At 64.5% G+C, this 23190-nt stretch carries 20 protein-coding genes and 2 pseudogenes; 11 read left to right on the top strand and 11 right to left on the bottom strand.

Annotation, left to right across the window (positions count from 1 at the left end; all coding sequences use genetic code 11):
- Nucleotides 1–3: 3 nt before the first annotated feature.
- Complete coding sequence (locus tag FJ967_RS12410) at nt 4–582, bottom strand: SCO family protein (protein WP_140731988.1); 579 nt, start codon at nt 580–582, stop codon at nt 4–6.
- 183 nt (nt 583–765) lie between these two features.
- Between FJ967_RS12410 and FJ967_RS12405 the strand changes: the two genes are divergently transcribed.
- The 4 genes from FJ967_RS12405 to FJ967_RS12390 all read left to right on the top strand — a co-directional run bounded on the left by FJ967_RS12405 (nt 766) and on the right by FJ967_RS12390 (nt 3121).
- Complete coding sequence (locus tag FJ967_RS12405; protein ID WP_140731987.1) at nt 766–1272, top strand: cytochrome b/b6 domain-containing protein; 507 nt, start codon at nt 766–768, stop codon at nt 1270–1272.
- A 62-nt stretch (nt 1273–1334) separates the two neighbouring features.
- Nucleotides 1335–1853 carry a CreA family protein gene (locus tag FJ967_RS12400; protein WP_140731986.1) on the top strand — a complete coding sequence of 173 codons (519 nt, stop codon included), beginning with the start codon at nt 1335–1337 and terminating at the stop codon, nt 1851–1853.
- A gap of 84 nt (nt 1854–1937) precedes the next feature.
- Nucleotides 1938–2579, top strand: a complete 642-nt coding sequence (locus FJ967_RS12395; protein WP_140731985.1) for a DapH/DapD/GlmU-related protein — start codon at nt 1938–1940, stop codon at nt 2577–2579.
- A 248-nt stretch (nt 2580–2827) separates the two neighbouring features.
- The gene (locus FJ967_RS12390) at nt 2828–3121 is read left to right on the top strand and encodes a hypothetical protein (RefSeq protein WP_140731984.1); all 294 of its coding nucleotides are present in this window, start codon (nt 2828–2830) and stop codon (nt 3119–3121) included.
- Between the two features lie 167 nt (nt 3122–3288).
- On the opposite strand, the gene FJ967_RS12385 is transcribed toward FJ967_RS12390, so the two are convergent.
- Nucleotides 3289–4572, bottom strand: coding sequence for a hypothetical protein (locus FJ967_RS12385; protein WP_140731983.1), 1284 nt, complete (start codon nt 4570–4572; stop codon nt 3289–3291).
- Between the two features lie 268 nt (nt 4573–4840).
- Here FJ967_RS12385 and FJ967_RS12380 point away from each other — a divergent pair, with 268 nt between their 5' ends.
- Nucleotides 4841–5266, top strand: coding sequence for a low affinity iron permease family protein (locus FJ967_RS12380; protein WP_140731982.1), 426 nt, complete (start codon nt 4841–4843; stop codon nt 5264–5266).
- 3 nt (nt 5267–5269) lie between these two features.
- On the opposite strand, the gene FJ967_RS12375 is transcribed toward FJ967_RS12380, so the two are convergent.
- Nucleotides 5270–6136, bottom strand: a complete 867-nt coding sequence (locus FJ967_RS12375; RefSeq protein ID WP_140731981.1) for an SDR family NAD(P)-dependent oxidoreductase — start codon at nt 6134–6136, stop codon at nt 5270–5272.
- A gap of 133 nt (nt 6137–6269) precedes the next feature.
- On the opposite strand from FJ967_RS12375, the gene FJ967_RS12370 reads away from it, so the two are divergent.
- Nucleotides 6270–6572, top strand: a complete 303-nt coding sequence (locus FJ967_RS12370) for a hypothetical protein (RefSeq protein ID WP_140732006.1) — start codon at nt 6270–6272, stop codon at nt 6570–6572.
- Nucleotides 6573–6607: 35 nt separating this feature from the next.
- Here FJ967_RS12370 and FJ967_RS12365 read toward each other — a convergent pair whose 3' ends face one another.
- The gene (locus FJ967_RS12365; protein WP_140731980.1) at nt 6608–7183 is read right to left on the bottom strand and encodes a TMEM175 family protein; all 576 of its coding nucleotides are present in this window, start codon (nt 7181–7183) and stop codon (nt 6608–6610) included.
- Nucleotides 7184–7426: 243 nt separating this feature from the next.
- Here FJ967_RS12365 and FJ967_RS12360 point away from each other — a divergent pair, with 243 nt between their 5' ends.
- Together FJ967_RS12360 and FJ967_RS12355 are read left to right on the top strand one after the other, a co-directional pair.
- Nucleotides 7427–7822, top strand: coding sequence for an SH3 domain-containing protein (locus tag FJ967_RS12360; protein ID WP_140731979.1), 396 nt, complete (start codon nt 7427–7429; stop codon nt 7820–7822).
- 193 nt (nt 7823–8015) lie between these two features.
- On the top strand, nt 8016–9224 hold the full coding sequence (locus tag FJ967_RS12355; protein ID WP_140731978.1) for an MFS transporter: 1209 nt from the start codon (nt 8016–8018) through the stop codon (nt 9222–9224).
- Between the two features lie 25 nt (nt 9225–9249).
- Here FJ967_RS12355 and FJ967_RS12350 read toward each other — a convergent pair whose 3' ends face one another.
- Nucleotides 9250–10710 carry an MATE family efflux transporter gene (locus FJ967_RS12350; RefSeq protein WP_246675256.1) on the bottom strand — a complete coding sequence of 487 codons (1461 nt, stop codon included), beginning with the start codon at nt 10708–10710 and terminating at the stop codon, nt 9250–9252.
- 183 nt (nt 10711–10893) lie between these two features.
- On the opposite strand from FJ967_RS12350, the gene FJ967_RS12345 reads away from it, so the two are divergent.
- Nucleotides 10894–11688: a L,D-transpeptidase gene (locus FJ967_RS12345; protein WP_140731976.1), complete on the top strand. Its 795-nt coding sequence runs from the start codon at nt 10894–10896 to the stop codon at nt 11686–11688.
- A 55-nt stretch (nt 11689–11743) separates the two neighbouring features.
- Here the strand turns inward: FJ967_RS12345 and FJ967_RS12340 are convergent, their stop codons facing one another.
- Nucleotides 11744–13210: an esterase-like activity of phytase family protein gene (locus FJ967_RS12340; RefSeq protein ID WP_140731975.1), complete on the bottom strand. Its 1467-nt coding sequence runs from the start codon at nt 13208–13210 to the stop codon at nt 11744–11746.
- Between the two features lie 281 nt (nt 13211–13491).
- Here FJ967_RS12340 and FJ967_RS12335 point away from each other — a divergent pair.
- Nucleotides 13492–15902: pseudogene (locus tag FJ967_RS12335) on the top strand (FAD-dependent oxidoreductase).
- A gap of 13 nt (nt 15903–15915) precedes the next feature.
- A complete protein-coding gene (locus FJ967_RS12330; RefSeq protein WP_140731974.1) occupies nt 15916–17469 on the top strand; it encodes a trimethylamine methyltransferase family protein in 1554 nt (517 codons plus the stop codon).
- Nucleotides 17470–17487: 18 nt separating this feature from the next.
- Here the strand turns inward: FJ967_RS12330 and FJ967_RS12325 are convergent, their stop codons facing one another.
- From FJ967_RS12325 to FJ967_RS12305, 5 genes and pseudogenes are all read right to left on the bottom strand, one after another.
- The gene (locus FJ967_RS12325; RefSeq protein ID WP_140731973.1) at nt 17488–18801 is read right to left on the bottom strand and encodes a nitrate/sulfonate/bicarbonate ABC transporter ATP-binding protein; all 1314 of its coding nucleotides are present in this window, start codon (nt 18799–18801) and stop codon (nt 17488–17490) included.
- Between the two features lie 23 nt (nt 18802–18824).
- Nucleotides 18825–20577 (bottom strand): annotated as a pseudogene (locus FJ967_RS12320) (ABC transporter permease subunit).
- A gap of 153 nt (nt 20578–20730) precedes the next feature.
- Nucleotides 20731–20982, bottom strand: a complete 252-nt coding sequence (locus FJ967_RS12315) for a hypothetical protein (RefSeq protein ID WP_140731972.1) — start codon at nt 20980–20982, stop codon at nt 20731–20733.
- A 343-nt stretch (nt 20983–21325) separates the two neighbouring features.
- Complete coding sequence (locus FJ967_RS12310) at nt 21326–21982, bottom strand: response regulator transcription factor (protein WP_140731971.1); 657 nt, start codon at nt 21980–21982, stop codon at nt 21326–21328.
- Complete coding sequence (locus tag FJ967_RS12305; protein WP_140731970.1) at nt 21979–23049, bottom strand: ATP-binding protein; 1071 nt, start codon at nt 23047–23049, stop codon at nt 21979–21981. Before FJ967_RS12305 ends, FJ967_RS12310 begins: the two co-directional genes overlap by 4 nt.
- Nucleotides 23050–23190: the final 141 nt, after the last annotated feature.

Raw genomic sequence — 23190 nt, 5'->3', positions numbered from 1 at the left:
TTGTCAGCCCTTCGCGGCAAGGCGCTTCAGCTTCTCCACCGCCGTGCCCGCACTCTCGCCATAGGCGATGGTGCCGGCAAAGTCGCCCTTGCCGTTGAGCAGCAGCACCGAGGCGGTGTGGTCCATCGTGTAGTCGCCGTCGTCGGTGTCGACCTTCTTCCAATAGATGCCGAATGACTTGGCCATGGCATAGACCTTATCCGGGTCGCCGCTGATGCCGGTGATGCGGTCGGAGAAATTGCTGACATAGGCCTTCATGACCTCAGGCGTGTCGCGTGCCGGATCGATGGAGACGAAATAGGCATGCAGATTCTTGCCGTCGTCGCCCAGCGTCTTCAGCCAGCCCGAGAGTTCGAACAGCGTCGTCGGGCAGACTTCCGGGCAATGGGTGAAGCCGAAAAAGACAACGCTGGGCTGAGCCCTGAAGGCCGCCTCGGTGATCGGTGCGCCGTTCTGGTCGACCAGCGTGAAGGGCGCGCCGAAGGGCTCGCCGCCGTAATGCCCGCGATACCAGTCGAAGGTCAGCCAGCCGATGCCGGCGGCCATCAGGACAAGAATGCCGATCAGGATGGAACGCATCATCAGTTGAAGTCCGCCATGAAGTCCGTGGATGTCAGTTCGGGCAGGAAAGTCGCGTGTCAGGCGAACAGTCTTAGCGGTTCGACCGGGGGCGCGCAAAGATGCCGTCTTGCCGCAACCAGCCATGATGTGGTCATCAAAGTCTGCGTTCTCTCGCCGAGGCCGGCGATATGATGGAGCAATGTCATGTCTGACACGGGGGTAACGACCTATTCGAAAACCCAGGTCGTGCTGCACTGGAGCATCGCGCTGCTGATTCTCGTGCAGTTCCTGGCACATGACGGAATGGAACATGTGTGGCGCGCATTCCGCCGGGGGCAGGATGCTGCCGCAAACGATGTTCCCATGGCCTATATGCATGTCGTGCTTGGGTTGGCGGTCCTTGTCCTCGCCTGCTGGCGGTTGTGGCTCCGCGTGAGGATCGGGGTTCCGCCGGTGTCCGGCATGGAGCACCCGGCCCTGCAATTGCTGGCCAAGGCAACGCATCTCGTCATCTACGCCCTGATCTTCATCGTACCGCTTTCGGGTGTCGCGGCCTGGTTTCTGAACGTGCCGGGAGCGGGACTGGTGCATGTGCTGGGCAAGGACATCCTGCTCTACGTCGTGCTGCTGCACACGGCCGGGGCACTGTTTCAGCACTTCGTCCTTAAAAGTGACGTGCTGCGGCGAATGCTCTTCTTGCAGCAGGCCTGACTTGCAATACGCCGCGCCGCGTCCCACCTGAAACCGGCAAACTCGAACCGCAGGAGCCTGCTTTGCAAAATCCAACTGGGCGAAAGCCGATTGGGCGAAAGCTGATCGGCGGCTTTCTGGCCGCTTGTGTCTTGCTTGGCGCCGGTGCCGCCACCGCAGAGGAAGTCGGCAAGGTCGGCGTCGACTGGGTCGGCAACGACATCATGATCGACGCGATCAAGGACCCCAAGGTCGATGGGGTGACCTGCCATGTCGCCTATTTCGACCGCAGCGTCATCGACCGCCTGCACAAGGGCAACTGGTTCGAGGACCCCAGCGATTCCTCGATCTCGTGCCGCCAGACCGGCCCGATCACCATCGGCGACATCGACATGGGCGAGGGCGGCGAGGAAGTGTTCAAGCAGGGCCTCAGCCTGATCTGGAAGAAGCAGGTGGTGAACCGCATCTACGACAAGAAGAACGAGACGCTGATTTATTTGTCGCACTCGCGCCAGGTGCAGAACGGCTCGGCCAAGATGTCGGTCACGACGATCCCGCTCTACGGCCAGAACGTGGTGTGGACCAAGGGCAAGCCGCAATAGGTGTGCCGAACGCCGTTCCAGTGGCGCACTGGCGGGCGATCGGCCCGCTTGCGGGACCAATCGCTCTGACGTAAAGCCGCGCGCATGGACCGTTCCGAAGATCTGGTAGCGAAAGACCCCGAGCCGCGCATCCATCCGACCGCAGAGATGAAGGGCTGCAAGCTTGGCCGTTACGCCGCGATCGGCGAGCGGGTCGTGCTGCGCGAGGTCGTCGTCGGCGATTTCTCCTATTTCGAACGGCATGCCGAGGCGATCTACACGACAACAGGCAAATTCTGCTCGATCGCCGCCAACAGCCGCATCAATGCGCTGGAGCATCCCATCGAGCGGCTGACCCAGCACAAGGTCAGCTATCGGCCGAACGAGTATTTTCGCTGGCTGGGCGTCGATGCCGCGTTCCGAGAGCGGCGGCAGGCGAAAGCTGTGACCATCGGCCACGATGTCTGGATCGGCCACGGCGCGGTCATCCTGCCTGGCATTGCCATCGGCAATGGCGCGGTCATCGGCGCCAATGCGGTGGTCACGCATGACGTGGCGCCCTACACGATCGTCGCCGGGGTGCCGGCGAAGCCGCTCAGGCCGCGCTTTGCGCCAGCCGTCGCGGCACGGATCGAAGCGCTCGCCTGGTGGGACTGGCCGGTCGAGAAACTCGCCCGGGCTGTTCCCGACATGCAGGCAATGCCGATCGAGGCCTTCCTCGATCGCTGGGAAAACGACGCGGTTTAGGACCGCTTCCGCGCGCTTTCATTGCCGGACATCGATCTCTGAAATCGCCAAATTCCGCTGAGCGGGAAGCTCTGACGGTAACCAATTTTCTTAACGTAAAATATTAGCGTTAAAAATTGGAAAACGAATTGTATTGGCCAAATTAAGCACTCCATGGTTGCAAGACTTTTCGCGAAATGCACTAATCAATGCAGGGGTAAGTCGTAAGAAGTCGAAGGAAAAACTGCTAGCAACAATGGAGAGAAGTCATGAAGAAGTTCGCACTTGTACTCACTGCTGCAATGGTTTCGTTCTCGACTGTCGGCGCCTATGCCGGCGGCTGGGGCGCTAGCTCGGGCAGCCTGATCAACGTGTCGCCGTCCATCGGCCTTGGCCAGGTGAACGCGTTGAACGGCGTTCTCAATGGCAACAACATCCTGAGCGGCAATGTCGTCCAGGGCATCCTGAACGGCAACAAGACCAATGTCCTTTCCGGCGTTCTCTCCGGGATCGGCGTCAACGTGCTCGGCGGCAACAGCTACAAGCTGGGCGGCCATCACTGAGCAGCAAAGCCACGGATAGTTTCCGTGTCTGGGCAGGAGGGTCTCGCACACCCTCCTGCCTCGCTGGCTTGTATCCTGGATCGAGATGATTGCCGATGGAAGGCCGTTGTCACGCCTTCGCTGGAATGTCCTTCACCGCAAACAAGCCGGCAACGCGCGAGACGAAGTCAGATCTTCGCGCGCAACGCAATGAATGCATCGATGCTGTGTTCGCGATCGTCGATGACCGTCTTGATGGTCCTGTTGATATCGACCCGAAAGACGATGGCCATCGACTTGCTCGCGTCATATGTCGCCTCGGCGTAGATGCCTTTTCGGCGCTCCTGGTTCTCGTAGAGCACATTGTCCTTGATCTCGTAGAAGATGCCCGAGGCGATGCCGAGATTCTCGCGCAGCTTGGTGCCGATTTCCAGTTCGGCGCGCTGCAGCCATGAAGCCAGCGGATCGTCGGTGTTGGATGTCTCGTAGCGGCCAAAATAAGTGCCGCGCAGCTCGAAGCCACGCGGCAGCGGCTTGCCGAAGGTGACTTGCCATGTCGGACGCCAGCGCTGGTAGATATTGTTGGCGCCGCGCAGGAACTCCGCGCCCAGCGCCAGGCCCAGTGTCGAGCCGTCCGATCCCTTGTAGGCGGCCTCGGCGCGCAGCGTGTAGGCGTTGAACGACAGGAACAGCGGCGGATAGCCGATCTGCTCGACGCTTGCGAACAGCGCCGATGCCGAAGCGCCAAAGGCGAACTGGCCGACGGTCCGGGTGATTCTCGCCGCCAATTGGAACAGGTTGCGATCGGCGTGCAGCTTCGCCGGCAGGATCAGGTCATCCTCGAAATGGGTCGCGCCGAGTTTCTCGAAACTGTCGGTGGCCTCCAGTATCAGCGAAGTCGCGTTGCCGAGGTCGATGCCGAGCTGTGTCTGGGCGGAGAAGATCTGCTTGGCCTCACGCGTCCCCAGCGTCAGCGGGCCGATGTCGAAATTGTCGCCGGTGCTGGATACGCGATAGCTCAGCGTGCCCCTCAGTTCGAGACCTGGGGCGAGGCGGCGGAAAGCCTCCGCCGATACGCCCAGGGTGCGATCATCCTCGATCCGGGTGTGGTCGTAATGCGAGACCTGGAAGTCGGCGTTGAGCTTGGCGTAAGCGTCGTTGTCGCCCCATTGCTGCTGCAGCGAGCCGCGCAGCAGCGAGTACCAGTCGGAGACGTTACGGTCGCTGTCAAACGCGTTGTTGGTCCAGTGACGCTCGAGGCTGCCGGTGATCACGGGATCGGTGGACGCCGCGGCCGCCGGATCGGTCGCCGGCGGGGCTGTCGGCTCCGCTGCCGGCGTGGTCGTGGATTCGGCCCTGGCGGTGACCGCCGCGCAGGCCATCAGCAGGCCGAGGCCGGCGCTGCGAAGCAAATTTCGCGAAAGGGGAGCGACCGTCTGTTCTGGTGCCGGTCGGCGCTTTGGGGAAACCATGCTCCGCGCTCTCCGGAAATGAAACCCCTTCCGCCATGCGGGGGTGGCGCAGCGGAAGGGGCTGGAGGTAAACCGCTGTGAAGCGGAAGGAACAGGCTCTTTGCCTGCACGGTTACCATGACATTAAACCGATAAGGTGTGTTTTCTGTCTAATGCGCGTTTGGCGTGTATTCAATTGTGCCGGTTGTATTCTGTATTCGTGTCCGGTGGGAACCCGAACGCCCGCCGCTTGTTTCTCATCGCGGCAGCTATTGAGGGCACTCGACGCATGGAAAAGCTTTTCACCAAGGTCGCCAACTGGGTCGCTCACATAACGGGCCTGCCGCTGACCTTCGCCGTCTGTTGCCTGATCGTCGTCATATGGGCGGTCAGCGGACCGTTCTTCGGTTTTTCGGATACCTGGCAACTGGTCATCAACACCGGTACGACCATCATCACCTTCCTGATGGTGTTCCTCATCCAGAATACCCAGAACCGTGACGGCGCGGCGATCCAGGCCAAGCTCGACGAACTGATCCGGGTCAGCGAGGGCCACAACCACTTTATCGGCATCGAACACCTGACCGAATCCGAGGTCGAGGAAATCCGCGACAAATGCGAGCGAGCGGCGAAGCGGCACGACGAGCAGATCGCCACCATGGCGGCCAAGAAGGCGGTCGCCCAGAAGCGGGGCGCGAAGAAGAGCGCGGCCTGAGGCTCAGCCCTTCATGAAGGCCGCGAACGCATCCTTGTGGCTGGGATGCCAGCGCGACAGGGCGGGCCGATTTTCAATGATGTCGCCGATCGCCCAGGCCATGCGCTTTTCGTCCAGGGGCCGCGCCGCCTCATTGTCGGGGCACAGGATGTAGAAATCACCCCGGACCAGCGATTCCAGCATGAAGTCAATCACCTGCTCACCCGTCCATGCTCCCGCAGGCTTTTCCGTGGCGCCTTCGGTGAGGCCGGTATAGGTGAAGCCGGGAATGAGCAGATGCGCCGACAGGCGGGCGCCAGGTTCGTTGCGCAGCGCGTGGGCCAGCCCCTCGGTAAAGGTCTTCACGCCGGCCTTGGAAACGTTGTAGGCAAGGTTGCCGGGCGGTGTGGTGATGCCTTGCTTGGAACCGGTGTTGACAATCAGTCCCGGCCTGGCGGACGCCAGCATGCGCGGCGCGAAGGCTTCGACGCCATGCACGATACCCCAGAAATTGATGTCGAGCAGCCGCTTCCAGCCATCGCGGTTTTCCCAGGGTTTTCCCGGGTTGTCGCCGACCCCGGCATTGTTCATCAGCAGCGAAATTTCGCCAAAGGCGCCGAAGGCCCGGTCGGCGAGGCGATCGACATCGTCGGCCTTCGAGACATCGCATGCCACGGCAAGCACGGCGTCATCGCCGGTGATGGCGGAAACCGCACGCGCGGCATCGTCGAGGCGCGGACCGCCGATGTCTGCCAGCACGATCTTCATGCCCATCAGAGCCAGCCGTTTTGCCGCCGCAAGTCCGATGCCGCTGGCGGCGCCGGTAATGACGGCGGCATTGCCCTGGGCAAGGGCTGGCAAGGCGGTCTGGATCTCGGTGTCGGGGATCATCGGTGATGTTTTCCTTGTTCGAATGGCGCCGAACTTAGCGCCGGAACGGGCTTGTGCAAGCTTCTGTCGAGGCCTGTCGGGTTGACCAGTCAGGCCGGGGCTGCGCATGCTGCGCCGCAGAAGGAGATTTGGATTGACGGATTGGGTTGCAATTCTGAAGGAGCAGACCGCCACCGGCGACCAGATGGGCCGCGAGGTGCCGCAGATGCTGGCCAGTCCCGATATCAGCGAAGCCCAGGTGAAGACCTTGTTCTCGGCTTTGGAAAAGCAAGCGGAGTTCGTCGAGAAACTGCGCATGGCGCTGGAGAAATTTGGCCATGACTTCCCGATCATCAAATCCGCGGAACGCCTGGAAGAGCGCTACGGCGACCTTGCCGCTGCCGTGGCCGAGAAGCTGAAAGCAATGCGCGCTCAAGCCGTTCCAGGAAAAGTGTGAAGCGGTTTCCCGTCCGGGATCGCGTCGGAAAAGAGCTATCTTTCGATCACCCGCGCAAAGCGCGTGTCCGGTACCAGCCAGACCAAAGCGACGGCGACATAGAGCCCGACGCCGATCCACCTGTCGAGGAAGGTCAGGGCAATGGCCGCGATGTAGACGGCGAGCGAAATCCTTCCCTTGCGATCGTTGCCGATAGCCTTGGCGAAGGCGGTGTCCTGCCCATGCAGCCGATGCAGCGCGAGGACCAGGAAGCTGTAAGCGGTCGCGCACATTGCAAGGTCGAAGCCGTAGACGGCGACAGGAACGGTGGCGAAATGGTTCTCGCCCATGAAGGCGGTCGTTACCGGCATCAGGGACAACCAGAACAGCATATGCAGGTTCGCCCACAGCACGCGCCCGTCGACGCGCTGTACCGTGTGGAACATGTTGTGCAGATTGTTCCAGTAGATGCCGACATTGATGAAGGAGAGCACGTAACAGAGGAAGATCGGCCACTGCGGCAGCAATGCCGAGAAGTCCTCGCCTTCCGGCACCTTGAGGTCCAGCACCATGATGGTGATGATGATTGCCACGACACCGTCGGTGAACGCCTCGACCCTGCCTTTGCCCATGATTGCCGACCCCGGTTCCGCAACGAATTGTCGAAAGATAGTAAATTGTTAGCGGATGTTGGCAGGCCGATAAACGGTGCGCGGAAAATTCCTCAACTATATCAGGGAAAAACCCGATGCCGGACCCGCTGGCCGTGACGGTTGGCCTTGGCCGGTTGTTGACTTTTCCCGCCCCGGCCTTTCCCCTTGCGATGCGGTCCCGGCCGAAGCTGTCGAACGGCTGGGGAGCGAATGGAGGGACTGATGAGATTTCGATTTCTGCTTGTGATAGCGACCGTCCTGGCCGCCTTCTTCGGTATGTCGGCCTCGGCTTTCGCCTACAGCGCTCATACCACGACCAACCTCAACGTACGCAGCGGGCCTGGTGCGGGATATGCCAAGGTCGGGACGCTGCCGGCCGGCTTCAGGGTCAATGTCACCGGCTGCCAACCGGGCTGGTGCAGGATCCATGGCGGCGGTGTCAGCGGCTGGGCCAGTTCAGGCTATCTCGCGCGCGCCCATGTCGTGCGCCCGCCGGTCGTCATCGTGCGCCCGCCGCATTGGCACAAGCCGCCCCATCATCGTCCTCCGCACCATCGCCCGCCGCACAAGCCGCGTCCAGGCAAGTGCAAGATCGCGCCCGGCTTTTCCTGCAAATAGGGGCGGTTGCATCCGATAGGGCATGCAGGTTGCCACGATGGATCGGGGGCCGTTGGCCCCAATCCGTGCTTTTTGGCCGTGGGCCGGATCGGGCAATGCCCACCGTGGTGTCAGGAGCCCGGCAGTCGACCGGAACGTCGGCGGCGAGGGCGCGTTAACGTCGCGATCCCTGAAACCGTTGACGAGCTTGGTCATGGCCCTTCGCGATCTCGCGCAAACTCACGACGATGCCCGCGACGACGTCCTCGCAATCCCGGCTGTAGCCGCCATGATCGCGGTGCTGTTTGCCGGCAGCACGGTGCTGACGCCCCTCTATATCATCTACAAGCAGCAATTCGGCTTCTCGCAGATCACCTTGACGCTGATCTATGCGGTCTATGTCGTCGGCAATCTCGGCGCCTTGCTGGTGTTCGGCGGCGCCTCGGATGTCGTGGGACGCCGGCCGGCGGCTCTCGCGGCCATGATCGTCGCCGTCATCAGCGCGCTTGTCTTCCTGTTCGCGGGTAATGTCGTATCGCTCGATGTCGCACGCATCCTGAGCGGGCTTGGCATCGGCGTCGGCGCCGGGACGGGGACCGCGTGGATTGCCGAGCTTCTGCCTGATGCCGACAAGCCGCGTGCCAGCGTCATCGCCACCAGCACCAACTTCCTCGGCCTCGGTTTCGGGGCGCTTGTTTCGGGCCTGTTGGCCCAATATGAGCCGTGGCCGTTGCGCCTGGTCTTCATCGTCTACCTGGCAGCGCTCGGCGTGGTGACGGTCCTGGTCTGGCGCACCCGCGAAACTGTGGCGAGGCCGGGCGGTCTCCGCCAGGTCTCCATGCGGCCGCGGCTCTCGGTGCCGGTGCAAATCCGGGCGCGCTTCGTGGCGCCGGCGGTGACCGGATTTGGCGCCATGGCGCTGGTCGGCTTCTATGCGGCGGTGGCGCCGAGCATTCTGGCGCAGCAACTGCATGAGGCAAATCACGCCGTGGCGGGGGCACTGTTCTTCGAACTGGCGATGGTTGCAGCGCTCGCCATCGTGGCGCTGGCGCGGATGCAGAGCAGCACCGCGATGCTGGCAGCGCTGGCTTTGATGATCCCGAGCGCTGTGCTCGTGGTCGCGGCACAGATGCTGGCGTCGATGGCGCTGATGGTAGCGGCAACGGCCTGTTGCGGCGTGGCGGCCGCGCTTGGCTATCGCGGCGGACTGCAAGTGGTGAACGAGATCGCGCCTCGGGATCGTCGCGCCGAGGTCGTGTCCAGCTTCTTCATCTGCTGCTTTGTCGGCAATGCCTTGCCTGTCATTGGCATCGGTATCGTGTCGACCTATGCCAGCCCTGTCGCCGCGAGCCTGGCCTTCGCGGTCATGATCATCCTGTTCTCGCTGGTGGCGCTGGGTTTCGGGCTCAGGCAGGGGCGCTGAGACGGCGCGACAAGACAGGCCAGCTTCAGCCGTTCGGCGTTTCAGGTGCCATGTTCGCGCGCTGGCGTGGTACGCCAAGCCCGGTGTCGGGCGGTTCTCCGGCAGCCGGCCGGTTCTCGATCATGTGCAAGGTGCGCCAGCCGCCGTAGCGGTAGTAGGCCGCGGCCAGCACCAGCGAGGCGATCGAACCGGCCGGGAAACTCCACCACAGCGCCTCTTCGCCGATGACGCCGCGCATGAAGTAGGCAAAGCCGGTGCGTATGATGAGCACCGAGATCACCAGGATGATCAGCGGCGGCATCACCGCCCCGGTGGCACGCACCGTGGCGAACAGCACGATGGTGACACCGAACAGGATGAACGACCAGGATGCGACATTGTTGATGTGGGCGGCAATGTCGATCGCGGCGCTGTCGCTGCTGAGGAACAGGCTCAGGATCGAGCGGTCGAACACCCAAAGCAGTGCCACGAGAGCGCCGGTGAGTACCAGGTTGAAGCCGACGCCGGAGGCGGCGACACGGCCGATCCGGTCCCAGCGGCCGGCACCGACATTCTGCGCCGCCATGGAAGAGACCGCGGCGCCGATTGCGAGCGCCGGCATCTGGATGTAGGTCCACAGCTGGGCGGCGATACCGTAGGCGGCGGCGACCTGCGACCCGTAGGAATTGACGATGCCCATTACCGTCAGCGCCGCCACCGAGATGACGATCATCTGCAGGCCCATCGGCACGCCCTTGAAGACGACGATGCGCAGCAGGCCTGGATCGGGCCGCAGCAAAGCGAGATTGGCGCCGGCCAGCCGCAAAGGATGCTTGCGCGCATAGAGCACGACCAGGATGGCGATGACGCTCACGGTCTGGCCGATCAGCGTCGAGGTGGCGGAACCGGCAATGCCAAGCTCGGGAAAGGGGCCGATGCCGCGGATGAGCAGGGGATTGAGCACGATGTCGAGCACGACCGCCAACGCCATGAAGATGAAGGGTGTGCGCGAATCGCCGGCGCCCCGCAGCACGGTCATGACGAAGGACAGAAGATTCATCATCGGCACGGCGACGAAAATGATGCGCAAATAGGAGCGCGCGAGCGGCAAGGCATCGGCCGGCGTGCCAATCGCGCCCAGGATGGCATCGACCCAGATCCAGCCGCAGACCGCGAAGACAACCGAAATGAGGAAAAAGAACGTGGCGCTGGTGCCGACGATGCGTCGCGCCTCGGGCAGGTCGCGGGCGCCGACCGACTGCGCCACCAGGATGGTGGCCGCCATGCCGATGCCGAACACCGTGCCCAGGATCAGGAACAGAACGAGATTGGCATTGGATGTCGCGGTGAGTGCCGATTCGCCGAGGAAGCGGCCCACCCAGACGGCATTAATGGAGCCGTTCAGCGATTGAAGAACGCTGGAGCCGAGCACCGGCAGGGCGAAGAGCAGGAGCGTGCGTGGGATCGGGCCGCTGGTCAGGTCGCCGGTGCGCCGGCGCGTGGGCATTTTTTCGTCCATGACCGATGAAGCCTGTCATTGAGTCCGGTGGGCGATGATCGCAGATTCAACCGGGCAGGTCGATGCAGGACGGCCCTGGATGCCCTTGCCACGATCCATCCTGTTCTCAAAAGCTCCGGAATGGGATATTGATCCTGCGCGCGTTGGGCCGCGTTTGTCACCGGGGGGGTCATGTCCGATATTCCGCTGTTTTCCGAACGCCTGAACCGGCGTGCGTTTCTGGGTGCGTCCGCTCTGGGCGCGGCTTCCCTGGCGCTTTCGGCGTGTACCACCACCGATGTAGCGCCGCCGACAGTGGCGCCGGCTCCGCCACCCAGCGAGCCCGCTCTCGGCGATGTCGCAACCATGTACACGGCGCGCACCGACGAGGGCTTCCAACTTCCGGCAATCCCGGTCAACAAGCTCGATCCAAGGTTCGTGCGCCAGATCGTGGATGATCCGACCGGCGAAAAACCCGGCACGATCGTCGTCGACGTCTCCCAGCACTTCCTCTATCTGGTGCGCGACGGAGGCAAGGCGATCCGCTACGGGGTCAGCCTCGGCAAGGCCGGCTTCGGCTGGACCGGCAGCGCCGTGGTCCAGGCCAGGAAGAAATGGCCGGTTTGGACGCCGCCCCCGGAAATGATCCAGCGCCGGCCGGAGCTGGCGAAATACAAGGACGGCATGCCGCCAGGCCCGCAGAGCCCGCTCGGTGCCCGCGCGCTCTATCTGTTCCGCGACGGCAAGGATACGATGTACCGGCTGCACGGCACGCCGGAGTGGGATTCCATCGGCAAGAACGCTTCATCCGGCTGCGTGCGGTTCATGAACCAGGACATCATCGACCTCTACGGCCGCGTCAACGGTCCGGCGCAGGTCTTCGTGCGTCCCAACCTGTCGCCCGCCGGCAAGATCATGGCCGTGTCGAGCAGGACCGCCGAGCCGATCGATGCAGGCGTGCCGAAGGATGCGGAGATGCTGAAGTAAGCCTTTTCACAACCCGCGGGCGGACGCGCCAAACGCGCCCGCCCTGCGATGATTGTTACTTCTTCGCCAGGCCCGGCAGCGTTACCTGATAGACCAGGAACATGGTGTCGACATCGGCGCCGTCATCGGCCTTGTAGGGCGCGCCGACCTGGAAGCCGTCCTGGGCGAGGAAGTCATTGTCGTTGCCGACGAACAGGAAATAGTCGTCGGGCAGCTTCGGGTCGAGCACGCTCACGACCGACATCGCTTCCCATTTCTCCGAGAGCTCGTTGTGGTCCTTCGCTCCGCCATTGTGCAGGCCGAAGCGGCCGAGCTCGGCGGCGTCGTTGATGTCGATGAACGGCGTCAGCTTGGCCGGCGTCACCGATGGATCGAGCACGCCCTTGGCGGCGACCGGCTTGTCGGCGGCGTCGAACGGACCATTGGCGATGTCGGTCGCGCCGGAGAGATCGACGATGTCGATCTTGCGGTAGAGCGAGGCATCGCCCTTCAGCCCCTGGCCGTTGCCGCTGTCGCGCGCCAGCATCAGGAACGACGTGTCCGAAAGCGCCACGATCTCGCTTTGCGCGGCGACCTTGGTCTTGCCCTTGGCATCCTTGAACACCGGCAGCGGCACGACATACTCATGCGCGAGCTTCAGATGGGCGAGGTCGGAGGCGTCATAGACCAGCGCCCTGGTGTTCTGGCGCGTCGAAGCCGAATCGCCGCCATCCTGCCGCGGAGCCGACTGCAGCACCGCGATCAGGTATTTGCCGTCCGGCGTCATCGCCATGCCCTCCAGGCCCTGGTTGTTCTGACGCCCGGTTTCGGGGTCCTTCGGATCAGGGTCGGAGGCGCCCGGGCCGGGATTGTCGGAGGAGAAATTCGGCTTCCCCTTGCGCATCGGCACGAGGGCCGCCGGCGGCTGGGTCGCCGACATCAGGCGGCCTTCAGCCGAGAACCGGTAGATGTTGGGGCCGTATTCGTCGGAGATGAACATCGAGCCGTCCGGCAGCCGCACGATCGCCTCATTATCGAGGGCGAGCTTGCCGTTGGTGGCGACGGGCAGCATCGGCATGTCACCGGCGGCCGGGCGCACGTCCGACAGCGGATCGAGGCCGGTGGCGTCGGCGCCCTTGTCGTCGGTGAGAAGCAGGGTGTCGGCAAGCGTCGCCTTGACGCCTGCCTGCTCCTGGCCGGCGGCGGGAGCAGTGCCCGGCGCGACAGGCGTGAACTCGATGCCGATGGTGTTGAGGCGCGGCCGGTAGTCGGTGGTGCCGGCGACATTGTAACCGCGGTCGGGCAGCAGCCAGAGCGAGCCCTTGTAGGTACCGGCATCATGCGTCCAGCCGGATGTGTCGATCGCCATGCCCGAGCCCGAGCCGAAGGTCTCGCCGAACTTGTCTCGCTGGTCGGCCGGGATGCGGCCGACGCCGACCAGACCCTTGTTGATGTAGGCCACGCCATCGGCGAGCGCCGGGGTGAGGGCGGTGAACAGGGCAAGTGCCGCGCCGAGCGCGACGGTCCGGTTATGATGTTTCATGGATAATCCTCTTTGTGACGAAGCACGCCGGAGCGGCGAAGGACAAAATGGAAAGAGGTGCCACATCGATGATGCCGCGCGTGCCTCCCCGAAAGCGATCTAAGGCGTCAACATGATGCTTGCGTGACAGTGCGCGACGACAGGCCGCCGGGGCTCCAAGTGCCGACACAACAAGTGGACGATGAGAGATTTTTGATCAGCCATCCGTTGTAAGCAGCTTCACTAGACACATATGTACAGTGCGTATATGGTGGCGGCTTCTGACAGACCGGGAGGACGTCTTGAAATCGCACTACCGCGCAGTCGTCATCGGGGGTGGCGTGGTCGGGGCCTCGGTGCTCTATCACCTGACGCGCTTTGGCTGGAGCGACGTGGCGCTGATCGAGCGCGCCGAACTGACGGCCGGCTCGACTTGGCACGCGGCGGCCGGTTTTCACGCGCTGAACGCCGATCCCAACGTCGCGGCGCTGCAGGACTACACCATCAATCTCTACCGCGAGATCGAGGCCGAATCCGGCTGGGATATCGGCCTGCACATGACCGGCGGCGTCAACATCGCCAGCGATCCGCAGCGCTGGGAATGGCTGAAGTCGGCCTGGGCGGTGTTCCAGTCGGTCGGCATCGAAACCGCGCGGCTGGTGACGCCCGACGAGATCAAGGCGATCTGTCCGATCGTCGATGTCACCGGCGTGCTCGGCGGCCTCCATGATTCCAACGAGGGCCATCTCGATCCTTACGGCACGACGCATGCCTATGCGGGCGCCGCCAGGAAGCGCGGCGCCGATGTGATCCTGCGCAACCGCGTGGTCGAGTTGAAGACTCGCGCCGACGGAAGCTGGGACGTCATCACCGAGCAGGGCACCATCGTCGCAGAGCATGTCGTCAATGCCGGCGGCCTGTGGGCCAAGCAACTCGGCCGCATGGCCGGCGTCGACCTGCCGGTGACGCCGATGGAGCACCACTATTTCGTCACCGAGGACATTCCCGAGATCGCCGCGCTCGACAGCGAGATCGGCATCGCCGTCGACCTCGACGGGTTCTCCTACCTGCGCCAGGAGCGCAAGGGCGTGCTGCTCGGTGTCTACGAGCAGAATCCGAAACACTGGAACATGCACGGCGCGCCATGGGACTATGGCATCGAGCTTATCCCGGAAGACATCGACCGTATCAGCCCGGAACTGGCCAAGGCGCATGAGCGCTTTCCCTGCCTGGCGAGCGCCGGCATCCGCAAGTGGGTCAACGGCGCCTTCACCTTCACGCCGGACGGTAACCCCATCGTCGGACCGGTGCGCGGCCTCAGGAACTACTGGGTCGCCTGCGGCGTCATGGCGGGCTTCAGCCAGGGCGGCGGCGTCGGCAAGTCGCTGGCCGAATGGATGATTTTCGGCGAGCCGCGGGCCGACATCTTCGGCATGGACATCGCCCGCTACGGCGCTTTCGCCGCCAACCGCGAATATCTCAGGCAGACGACGCGCCAGTTCTATTCGCGCCGCTTCGTCATGACCTTTCCCAATGAGCGGCTGCCGGCGGGCCGGCCCTTGAAGCGCCCCGGCGCCTATGACGGCATGGCTGCCGCCGGCGGCGAATGGACGGCCTCATGGGGCCTGGAAATCCCGGCCTATTTCGCACCGATGGGTTTTCGCGAGAACACCACGCTCGGGCGCTCCAATGCCTTCGACATCGTCGGCGACGAGGCGCTGCAAGCGCGACGCGCCGCTGGTCTTGTCGATATCTCGGCCTATTCGCGCTACGCGATTTCGGGGCCGGGCGCCGAGGCGTGGCTCGACCGGATGCTCGCTTGCAGGCTGCCGAAAGCGGGCCGGGCGCGGCTGGCGCCGATGCTCGGGCCGGACGGGCGGCTGAAAGGCGACCTGACCATTATCAACTGGGGCGGCGGCGACTACTGGCTGATGGGGTCCTACTATCTCAGGGAGTTCCATATGCGCTGGTTCGAGAGCCATGCGGCCGACGGCGTCACCATCACGGATCTCTCCGACGCCATGAGCGGCTTCCTGCTGACCGGGCCGAACGCGCGAAAGATCCTGGAGCGGACCACGCATCAGGACGTCTCCAGCACGGCGCTGCCGTTCATGGCCTGCGGTGCGTTCGACATCGGCATGGTCACGGCGCGAATGGCGCGGCTGTCGATTGCCGGCGAACTCGGCTTCGAGATCAATTGCCCGGTGAGCATGCACGCCACGCTGCGCGAGACGCTGCTTGCCGCCGGCGAGGACCTCGGCCTGGCCGAAATCGGCTATTACGCGCTCAATGCCCTCAGGCTGGAGAAAGCTTCGGCATCTGGTCGCGCGAATTCACGCAGGGCTACACGCCAGGCCAGACCGGGCTCGACCGTTTCATATCTTTCGACAAGGGCGATTTCGTTGGCCGCGAGGCGGCGCTGAAAGAGCGCGAGGCCGGCACCGCGCGGCGGATCGTGACGCTGGAGATCGACGCCGTCGACGCCGACGCCAGCGGCTTCGAGCCGGTCTGGCACGCCGGCCGCCGCGTTGGCTTCGTCAGCTCGGGCGGATTTGGCTACACGATCGGCAAGAGCGTCGCGCTGGCGTTGGTGGACGACGATTTCACCGGGGAGGGGACGGCGCTTTCGGTGCACATTGTCGGCGTCGAGCGGCCGGCGCGTGTGATCGCTGCCTCGCCCTACGATCCCCAGGGCAAGGCGATGCGGCAGTGAGGAGGAACTTCTGATGATCGATGACGCGGCACGAGACAGCAGACGCGAGCGCCGGCGCGGTCGCACAAGTGAGGCCGGCAACGAATCGAGCCGCAAACCCGACTACCGTTCATTGAAGAACCCGTTCCTGCCGCAACCGATCTTTTCCGACGATCAGGTGGCGTCGATCCACGACACGGCGCTGCGCGTTCTGGAAGAGCTTGGCATCAAGGTGCTCTTGCCGCAGGCGCGCGAGTACTTCGCCCGAGCGGGTGCGCTGGTCGATCCGGACACCGACATGGTGCGCATCGGCCGCGACATGGTGGCTTCGGCGCTGGCTTCGGCGCCAAGATCGATCAAGGCAATGGCCGGCGACCGCTCCCGCGACCTGATGCTGGAACTCGGCTCGATGACGTTTCTCGCCGGGTCCGGCGCGCCCAATGTCACCGATCTCGAACGTGGACGGCGGCCAGGCACGCTCGAAGCCTTCGAGGAGTTCATCAAGTTGGTGCAGCATTTCGACGTGCTGCACATGCTGGGTCCTTGCGTGGAACCGCAGGACGTCGACAACCGCTTCCGCCACTATGCCGTCAACCGGGCGCAACTGACGATGTCGGACAAGCTGCCTTTCGTGTTCGCCCGTGGCACGCCGCAGGTGGACGACAGTTTCGAGATGGTCCGGCTGGCGCGCGGCCTGTCGCGCGACGCGTTCGAGGCCGACGCCTGGTGCTACACCGTCATCAACACCAACTCGCCACGCCAGCTCGACATACCGATGGCGCAAGGCATCATCGACTTCGCCAAAGCGGGGCAGGTGTCAATCATTACCCCGTTCTGCCTGGCGGGCGCGATGGCGCCGATCACGGTGGCCGGTGCGCTGACCTTGCAGCATGCCGAGGCGCTAGCCGGGCTGACGCTGGCGCAGATCGCGCGGCCCGGCGCGCCGGTCGTCTATGGTTCGTTCTCCTCCAATGTCGACATGAAATCCGGAGCGCCGGCCTTCGGCACGCCCGAGCATGTCAAGGCGACGCTCGGCGCTGGCCAGCTGGCGCGTTTCATCGGACTGCCCTGGCGCTCCGGCGGCGGCAGCGCTGCCAATATATCGGACGCGCAGGCGGCGCATGAGACGCAGTTCGCGCTATGGGGCTCGGTGCTGTCGGGCGCCACCGTCTGCATCCACGCCGCCGGCTGGCTGGAAGGCGGCCTCAGCGTCTCCCTGGAGAAGCTGGTCACCGATGTCGAGGCGCTGCAGACGGTCGCTGAGTTGTGCGCGGCCACACCCGGCGACGACGATGCGATCGGCTTCGAGGCGATCGCCGAGGTGCAGCCTGGCGGCCATTTCTTCTCGGCCGGCCACACCATGGCGCGCTACCGCACCGCTTTCTACGAGCCGCTGGTCGCCGACTGGTCGAATTTCGGCAACTGGACGCAAAGCGGTTCGAAGACAGCGACCGAACGCGCCACCGGCATCTGGAAGCGCATCCTGGCCGATTTCGAAGCGCCGGCAGCCGCGGCGGCAACCGCGGGCGTGCTGGACGAGTTTATCGCCCGGCGCACGCAAGAGGGCGGGGCGGCGCCGGTGTCGTGACCGGCGCCGGCCGCCATCTCATGTCGGATTGTCGAGCGAGAACAGGTCGCTCTCCTCGTCGTAGGCGAAATACTCGGCGTAGCGCGCCCAGCTGATGACGGCCCGCACCGTCTGCTCGGCATAGTCCTGCGACATATGATCCTCCAGCTCGTCGCGGAAGCGGCGGGCCGGCGCCTTGTGGTTGGTGCGTTCGTCGAGCACGCGGCGGATATGGCCGGCAAGCGGCACATAGGTGGCGAGCTGCTGGGCGAACAATTGCTTGCGCGCATCGACCTCGCTTTCGGCGAAGCGTTTTCCCGCCGGCGTCAGCTGGATGTCGCCCTCGGCCAGTTCGGCAAAGCGCAGCAATTGCAGGGTTTCGGCGATCGGGAACAGGTCGTCGATCTCGAGCTGCAGGCTGGCGGCCAGCGGCGGCAGGTCGGCGTGCCCGACATAGGGCGGTGCCGCGACCGCCTCGATCAGGCCGGAGAGCAAATTGGTCGATACGCGCGGCAGCACCATGGCAATGCCCGTACCGGGGAAGACGCCGTCGCGGGCAGGGGCATCCTTCCTGGCGGTCATGCGGGCATAGATGTCCTCGACCAACGCCCGGAAGGCCGGATCCAACCGGTTGCGCGGCTGCAGCAGGTCGATCCTGAGTTCGGCGACCACGCGGCCGGGATTGGACGAGAAGATCAGCACGCGGTCGCACATCAGCACAGCTTCCTCGATGTTGTGGGTCACCATCAGGATCGACTCGATCGGCATGCGGCCCTCCGACCAGAGGTCGAGCAGGTCGGTGCGCAGCGTCTCGGCCGTCAGCACGTCGAGCGCGGAGAAGGGCTCGTCCATCAACAGCACCTTGGGATGCACGACAAGCGCGCGGGCGAGCCCGACACGCTGGCGCATGCCGCCCGACAGCTCCTTGGGATAGGCGTTTTCGAAGCCGTCGAGGCCGATCAGGTCGATCGCCGACAGCGCGCGCTTGCGGCGCTCTGCCGGCGAAACCCCCTTCGCCTCGAGCCCCAGTTCGACATTCTGCAGCAAGGTCAGCCAGGGAAACAGCGCGAAGCTCTGGAACACCATGGCGATGCCGTCCGGCGTGCCCGAAACGAGCGTGCCCTCGAAGGTGATGGCGCCCTCGCTGGGGCGGATCAGGCCGGCGATCGAGCGCAGCAGCGTCGACTTGCCGGAGCCGGAGCGGCCGAGCAGGCCGACGATCTCGCCAGGGGCGAGGGTGAGCCCGACCTGGTCGAGGACGATGAGCTTGCCGGCGCTTCCCTTGTCATAGGTCTGGCAGACGCCATGGACTTCGACGAGCGGCAAGGTCTTGGTGATGACAGCTTGGTTCATGATCAGTCTCCTGAATTCTTGGGTCAGTCGAGCCGCATGCGGCGTTCGGCAAAGACGTAGAGGGGGCGCCACAGCGCGCGGTTGAACAAGGTGACGAACAGCGACATCACGGCGGTGCCGAGGACGACGCGCGGGAAATCGCCGGCTTCGGTGGCCTTGGCGATGTAGGAGCCGAGCCCGAAGGCCTCGAGCTTGGTGTTGCCCCAGCTTGCCAGTTCGGCGACGATGGAGGCATTCCACGAGCCGCCCGAAGCAGTCAGCGCGCCGGTGACGTAATAGGGGAAAATCCCCGGCAAGATGACGCTGCGCCACCATGTCCAGGAGCGCAGCCTGAAGACGGAAGCGGCTTCCTTGAGATCCGAAGGGAAGGCGCTGGCGCCGGCGATGACGTTGAACAATATGTACCATTGCGTGCCCAGCACCATCAGCGGCGACAGCCAGATGCTCGGGCTCGCGCCGGTGGCGACGATGGCGATCACCGCGAACGGAAACAGCACGTTGGCGGGGAAGGCGGCGAGGAACTGCGCCAGCGGCTGCACACGCTCGGCGACTGCCGGGCGCAGGCCGATCCAGACGCCGATCGGCACCCAGATCACGCTCGCCACCGCGATCAGTACGATGACGCGAGCCAAGGTCAGAAGGCCGCCGCTGAAGGCTTCGACGACATCGCCCCAGCCCAGCGTCTGGCTGAGATAGAACACCGTCTCGACGACGCCCCAGAGCGACAAGCAGCACCAGGCCGAGCCACGCGATGTCGATCACGCGCGAGACGCGCTGCGAAGCGACCGTGGCCGCCGGCATGGTGCGCTTGCCGAGGCGCAGCAGCATGGCGCGCTGCCACAGCCAGCCGAGCGGCAGGCCGAGGGTCCGCAGCAGACGCGCCCGGCGCACTATGTCGTAGACCCAGGAGTGAGGCTTTTCCTGGCTGGCGGTCTGTTCGAAGCGGAACTTGTCGGCCCAGGCGACGACAGGGCGGAACAGCAACTGGTCGTAGAGCAGGATGAGGATCGCCATGGCGAGCACCGCCCAGGCGACGGCCGCGAAATCCTGCCTGTCGATGGCAAGCGCCAGCCAGGAACCGATGCCGGGCAGCTGCACGGTGGTGTTGCCGACGGTGATGGCTTCGGAGGCGACGACGAAGAACCAGCCGCCCGACATCGACATCATGGTGTTCCAGACCAGGCCGGGTGCCGCGAAGGGCGCTTCCAGCCGCCAGAAGCGCTGCCAGGCCGTGAGGCCGAAGCCACGGCTGACCTCGTCGAGGTCGCCCGGCACGGTGCGCAGCGACTGGTAGAAGGAGAACGCCATGTTCCAGGCCTGGCTGGTGAAAATGGCGAAGATCGCCGCGCATTCGGCACCGAGCTGGCTGCCGGGGAACAGGCCCATGAAGAAGGTGACGGTGAAGGTGAGGAAGCCCAGCACCGGCACCGACTGCAGGATGTCGAGCGCGGGGATGATCACCATTTCGGCCCGCCGGCTCTTGGCGGCCAGCGTCGCCACGGTGAAGGTGAAGATCAGCGACACGATGATGGCTGCGAACATGCGCAGCGTAGTGCGCAGCGCATAGTCCGGCAGGTTGGCGAGATCGAGCGTAACCGGCGTGCTGGTCAGCAGGGCGCTCGGCGCGCGCATGCCGGCGGCGCCATGCGCGAGCAGGACCAGCAAGGCCACCAGCATGGCGAAGGCGATGGTGTCGTAGACATTGGGCGCGATGCGTCCGCGCGCGAGCGCCGCGGCCTCGCTCAGCGAATTGCGGTTGTGGGGCAGGAAGATCATGGCTGGCCTCCGGATGATGGGCCGATTGCGATTTGGCTTGGGAGAAAGCCCGGATGATTGGGAACACACGAAAGGGCACCGCCGGGAGGCGGTCGCGCGGAGCGCGGGAGTTCGGGGGTCAGCGTCGGGATTTGATCGGTGCCGAACGGGCACTCACGCAGCGTGCCGCCCGAGAGCCTTGCGACAACTGACGCCCTCTTCGGAAACGGGTTTCTGTTCCCGCGACCAGCGGGCTTCCAGCCGGCCGCTCACAGGGCCGCGCCGCCAGGTGCAGATGAGCCGGGTGGGCGGCGTGGTGAAGCCCGCCTTGCCGGCCAGACCCCGGCCTGTGTCGACGGACGACCGCGTGCCAGAGGCAGAGCGCGCGACCGGGCGCGTGCGGAAGGGAATGACATTGGTGTTCATGGCTCACCTCTTGCGGTCCGGCGGGACGGCAAGGCGAGCCGAAGGCGGGTTATGCCATGCCCAGGCCCGACCGGCGCCACATGCCGGAAACCAGATTTGTTGACGGGGCCAGTGTCCGGACCGTGCCTGGGGCTTGATCCGGACAGCGACTGGGATAGCTGTCCATAACCTGTTCGATCTCGAGTTGATGCTCCGCTCAACCGAAGCCAGGCCGCCTTACGCCCGCTGCTCACAGCGTGTCAACGCGGGCCGCCGAATCTTAAGTATATGGCCCGATACCCAGGCATATGGCAGGCGCTTGCAGGTGAAGCGGTGCGCCGAAAATCGATTTGGAAATAACGGCTTAGCGATCGTGATCCGATTGCTCGATGCCGAGCCGGTCGATCATTTTCACGAGCTCGGCAAGCGACCCGGCCTGCATCTTGCGCATCGCCCGCGCACGGCGGACCTTGACGGTAATCTCGCTGACGCCGAGGTCGCCGGCGATCTGCTTGTTGAGGCGTCCCTGCACGACCAGCGCAACGACGCCGCGTTCGCCCTCGCTCAGCGTCGCCAGGCGCGCGCGCAGAATATCGAGCTCGGCCGCATGGCTTCGCCGCAGCCGGTCCTTGTCCAGGGCGGCGGCGATGGCGTCGAGCAGATCCTGCTCGCGGAACGGCTTTGGCAGGAAATCGACGGCGCCGGTCTTCATCGCCTGCACGGACATGGCGATGTCGCCATGTCCGGTCATGATGATGACGGGGAGGGGGGTGTCGGAGTGGGCAAGCTCTTTGTGGAAGTCCATGCCGCTTTTGCCGGGCAGGCGCACGTCCAGCACAAGGCAGGAGGGGATGTCCGGCCGTGGCGCCCCCAGGAATTCGGCGACCGAACCGAAGCAGCTGATATCCAGCCCGACCGAGCGCAGCAGGCTGTCGAGCGCCTCGCGCATGGCGGGATCGTCGTCGATGACGAAAACGATCTGTTCCGGTTTGCTCGTTTCCGATCCGCTGGCTTGCTTCATCGGTTCGACCCGCGCGATCCTGTCCTGCCTGCCGGCAGCGAAAAGAAGAATGCGGCACCGCGCGGCATTGCCGGCTGTACCCAGATGCGTCCGCCATGGCTTTCGACGATCGAGCGGCTGATGGCAAGCCCCATGCCCAGCCCCTCGGGCTTGGTGGTGTAGAAGGCGTCGAAGACATGGTCGAGCTGGACGCCGCTCAGGCCACGGCCGGAATCGCGGACTTCGATCACGATCTCGCCGGGCTTGCCGGCACTGGTCACGATTGTCACGTCGCGCTCTTGCTCTCCGCTCACCGCCTCGATCGCGTTGAGGATGAGGTTGAGGATGACCTGCTGGATCTGTACCGGGTCGGCCTCGGCTCGAGGCAGCTTGCCGGCGAGTTCTGTGCGCAAGGAGACATGGCTTCTGCCGGCCTCGTTCTCCACCAGGGTCAGCGTCTCTGCTATCAGCTGATCGGCATCCAGCCAGACGGCCTTGCCGGCCGCCTTTCGGGTCAGGCCGCGCAGGCGCTTGATCAGCTCGCTGGCGCGTTCGGCATCTCTGACGATGCGCTCGGCTGCCTTGCCGGCCTCATCCGGATTGCCGGCCGCCAGCCAGCGCCGGGCGGCGTTGCCGTTCAACACGATCGCCGCCAGCGGCTGGTTGAGTTCGTGGGCGATCGAGGCCGTCAACTCGCCCAGCATCGTCACCCGCGTGATGTGGGCGAGCTGTGCCTGCGCCTCGCGCGCGGAAGCCTCGGCGGCGGCGGTGCGCAGCGCCAGATAGGCGGTGACGGCGATCGCCACCAGGCTGATGGCGCAGTTGATCACGCCTGCCGGTACCGAACCTGCCCGCGTGAGGAAGAAACTCAGCACGGTCAGCGCCATGCAGGCCGCCGCGACCATCGCCACGCCGCGCTGGTCGAGATAGCGGACCGCGATCAGGACAATGGCGACATAGAAGACCGCGACGGCGATCTCCAGATTGGTGATCGTATCGGCGAGGAAGATCGCCGCCGCCAGCAGCACAAGCAGGGCCGGCAGCAGCGGCCGGCGCCAGAGGAGCGGCAAGGATGATCTTCCAGACATGCCGATCTCCTTGCTGATCAAATTGCCCTGTTTGCAGACAAGAGGACACTACCGTGCCACCTTTTGGCCCGGCAAGGCGCTGCCATATCGCATCGAAACGACGAATACGCTCGACTTTCGCCTTCGACGGGTCGCCCTGGC

The organism is Mesorhizobium sp. B2-3-4 (genome assembly GCF_006442315.1).
In the GTDB taxonomy this organism is placed as follows: Bacteria; Pseudomonadota; Alphaproteobacteria; order Rhizobiales; family Rhizobiaceae; genus Mesorhizobium.
The sequence above is the reverse complement of the archived record's forward strand: the minus strand, read 5'-3'. Positions and strand labels throughout refer to the sequence as shown.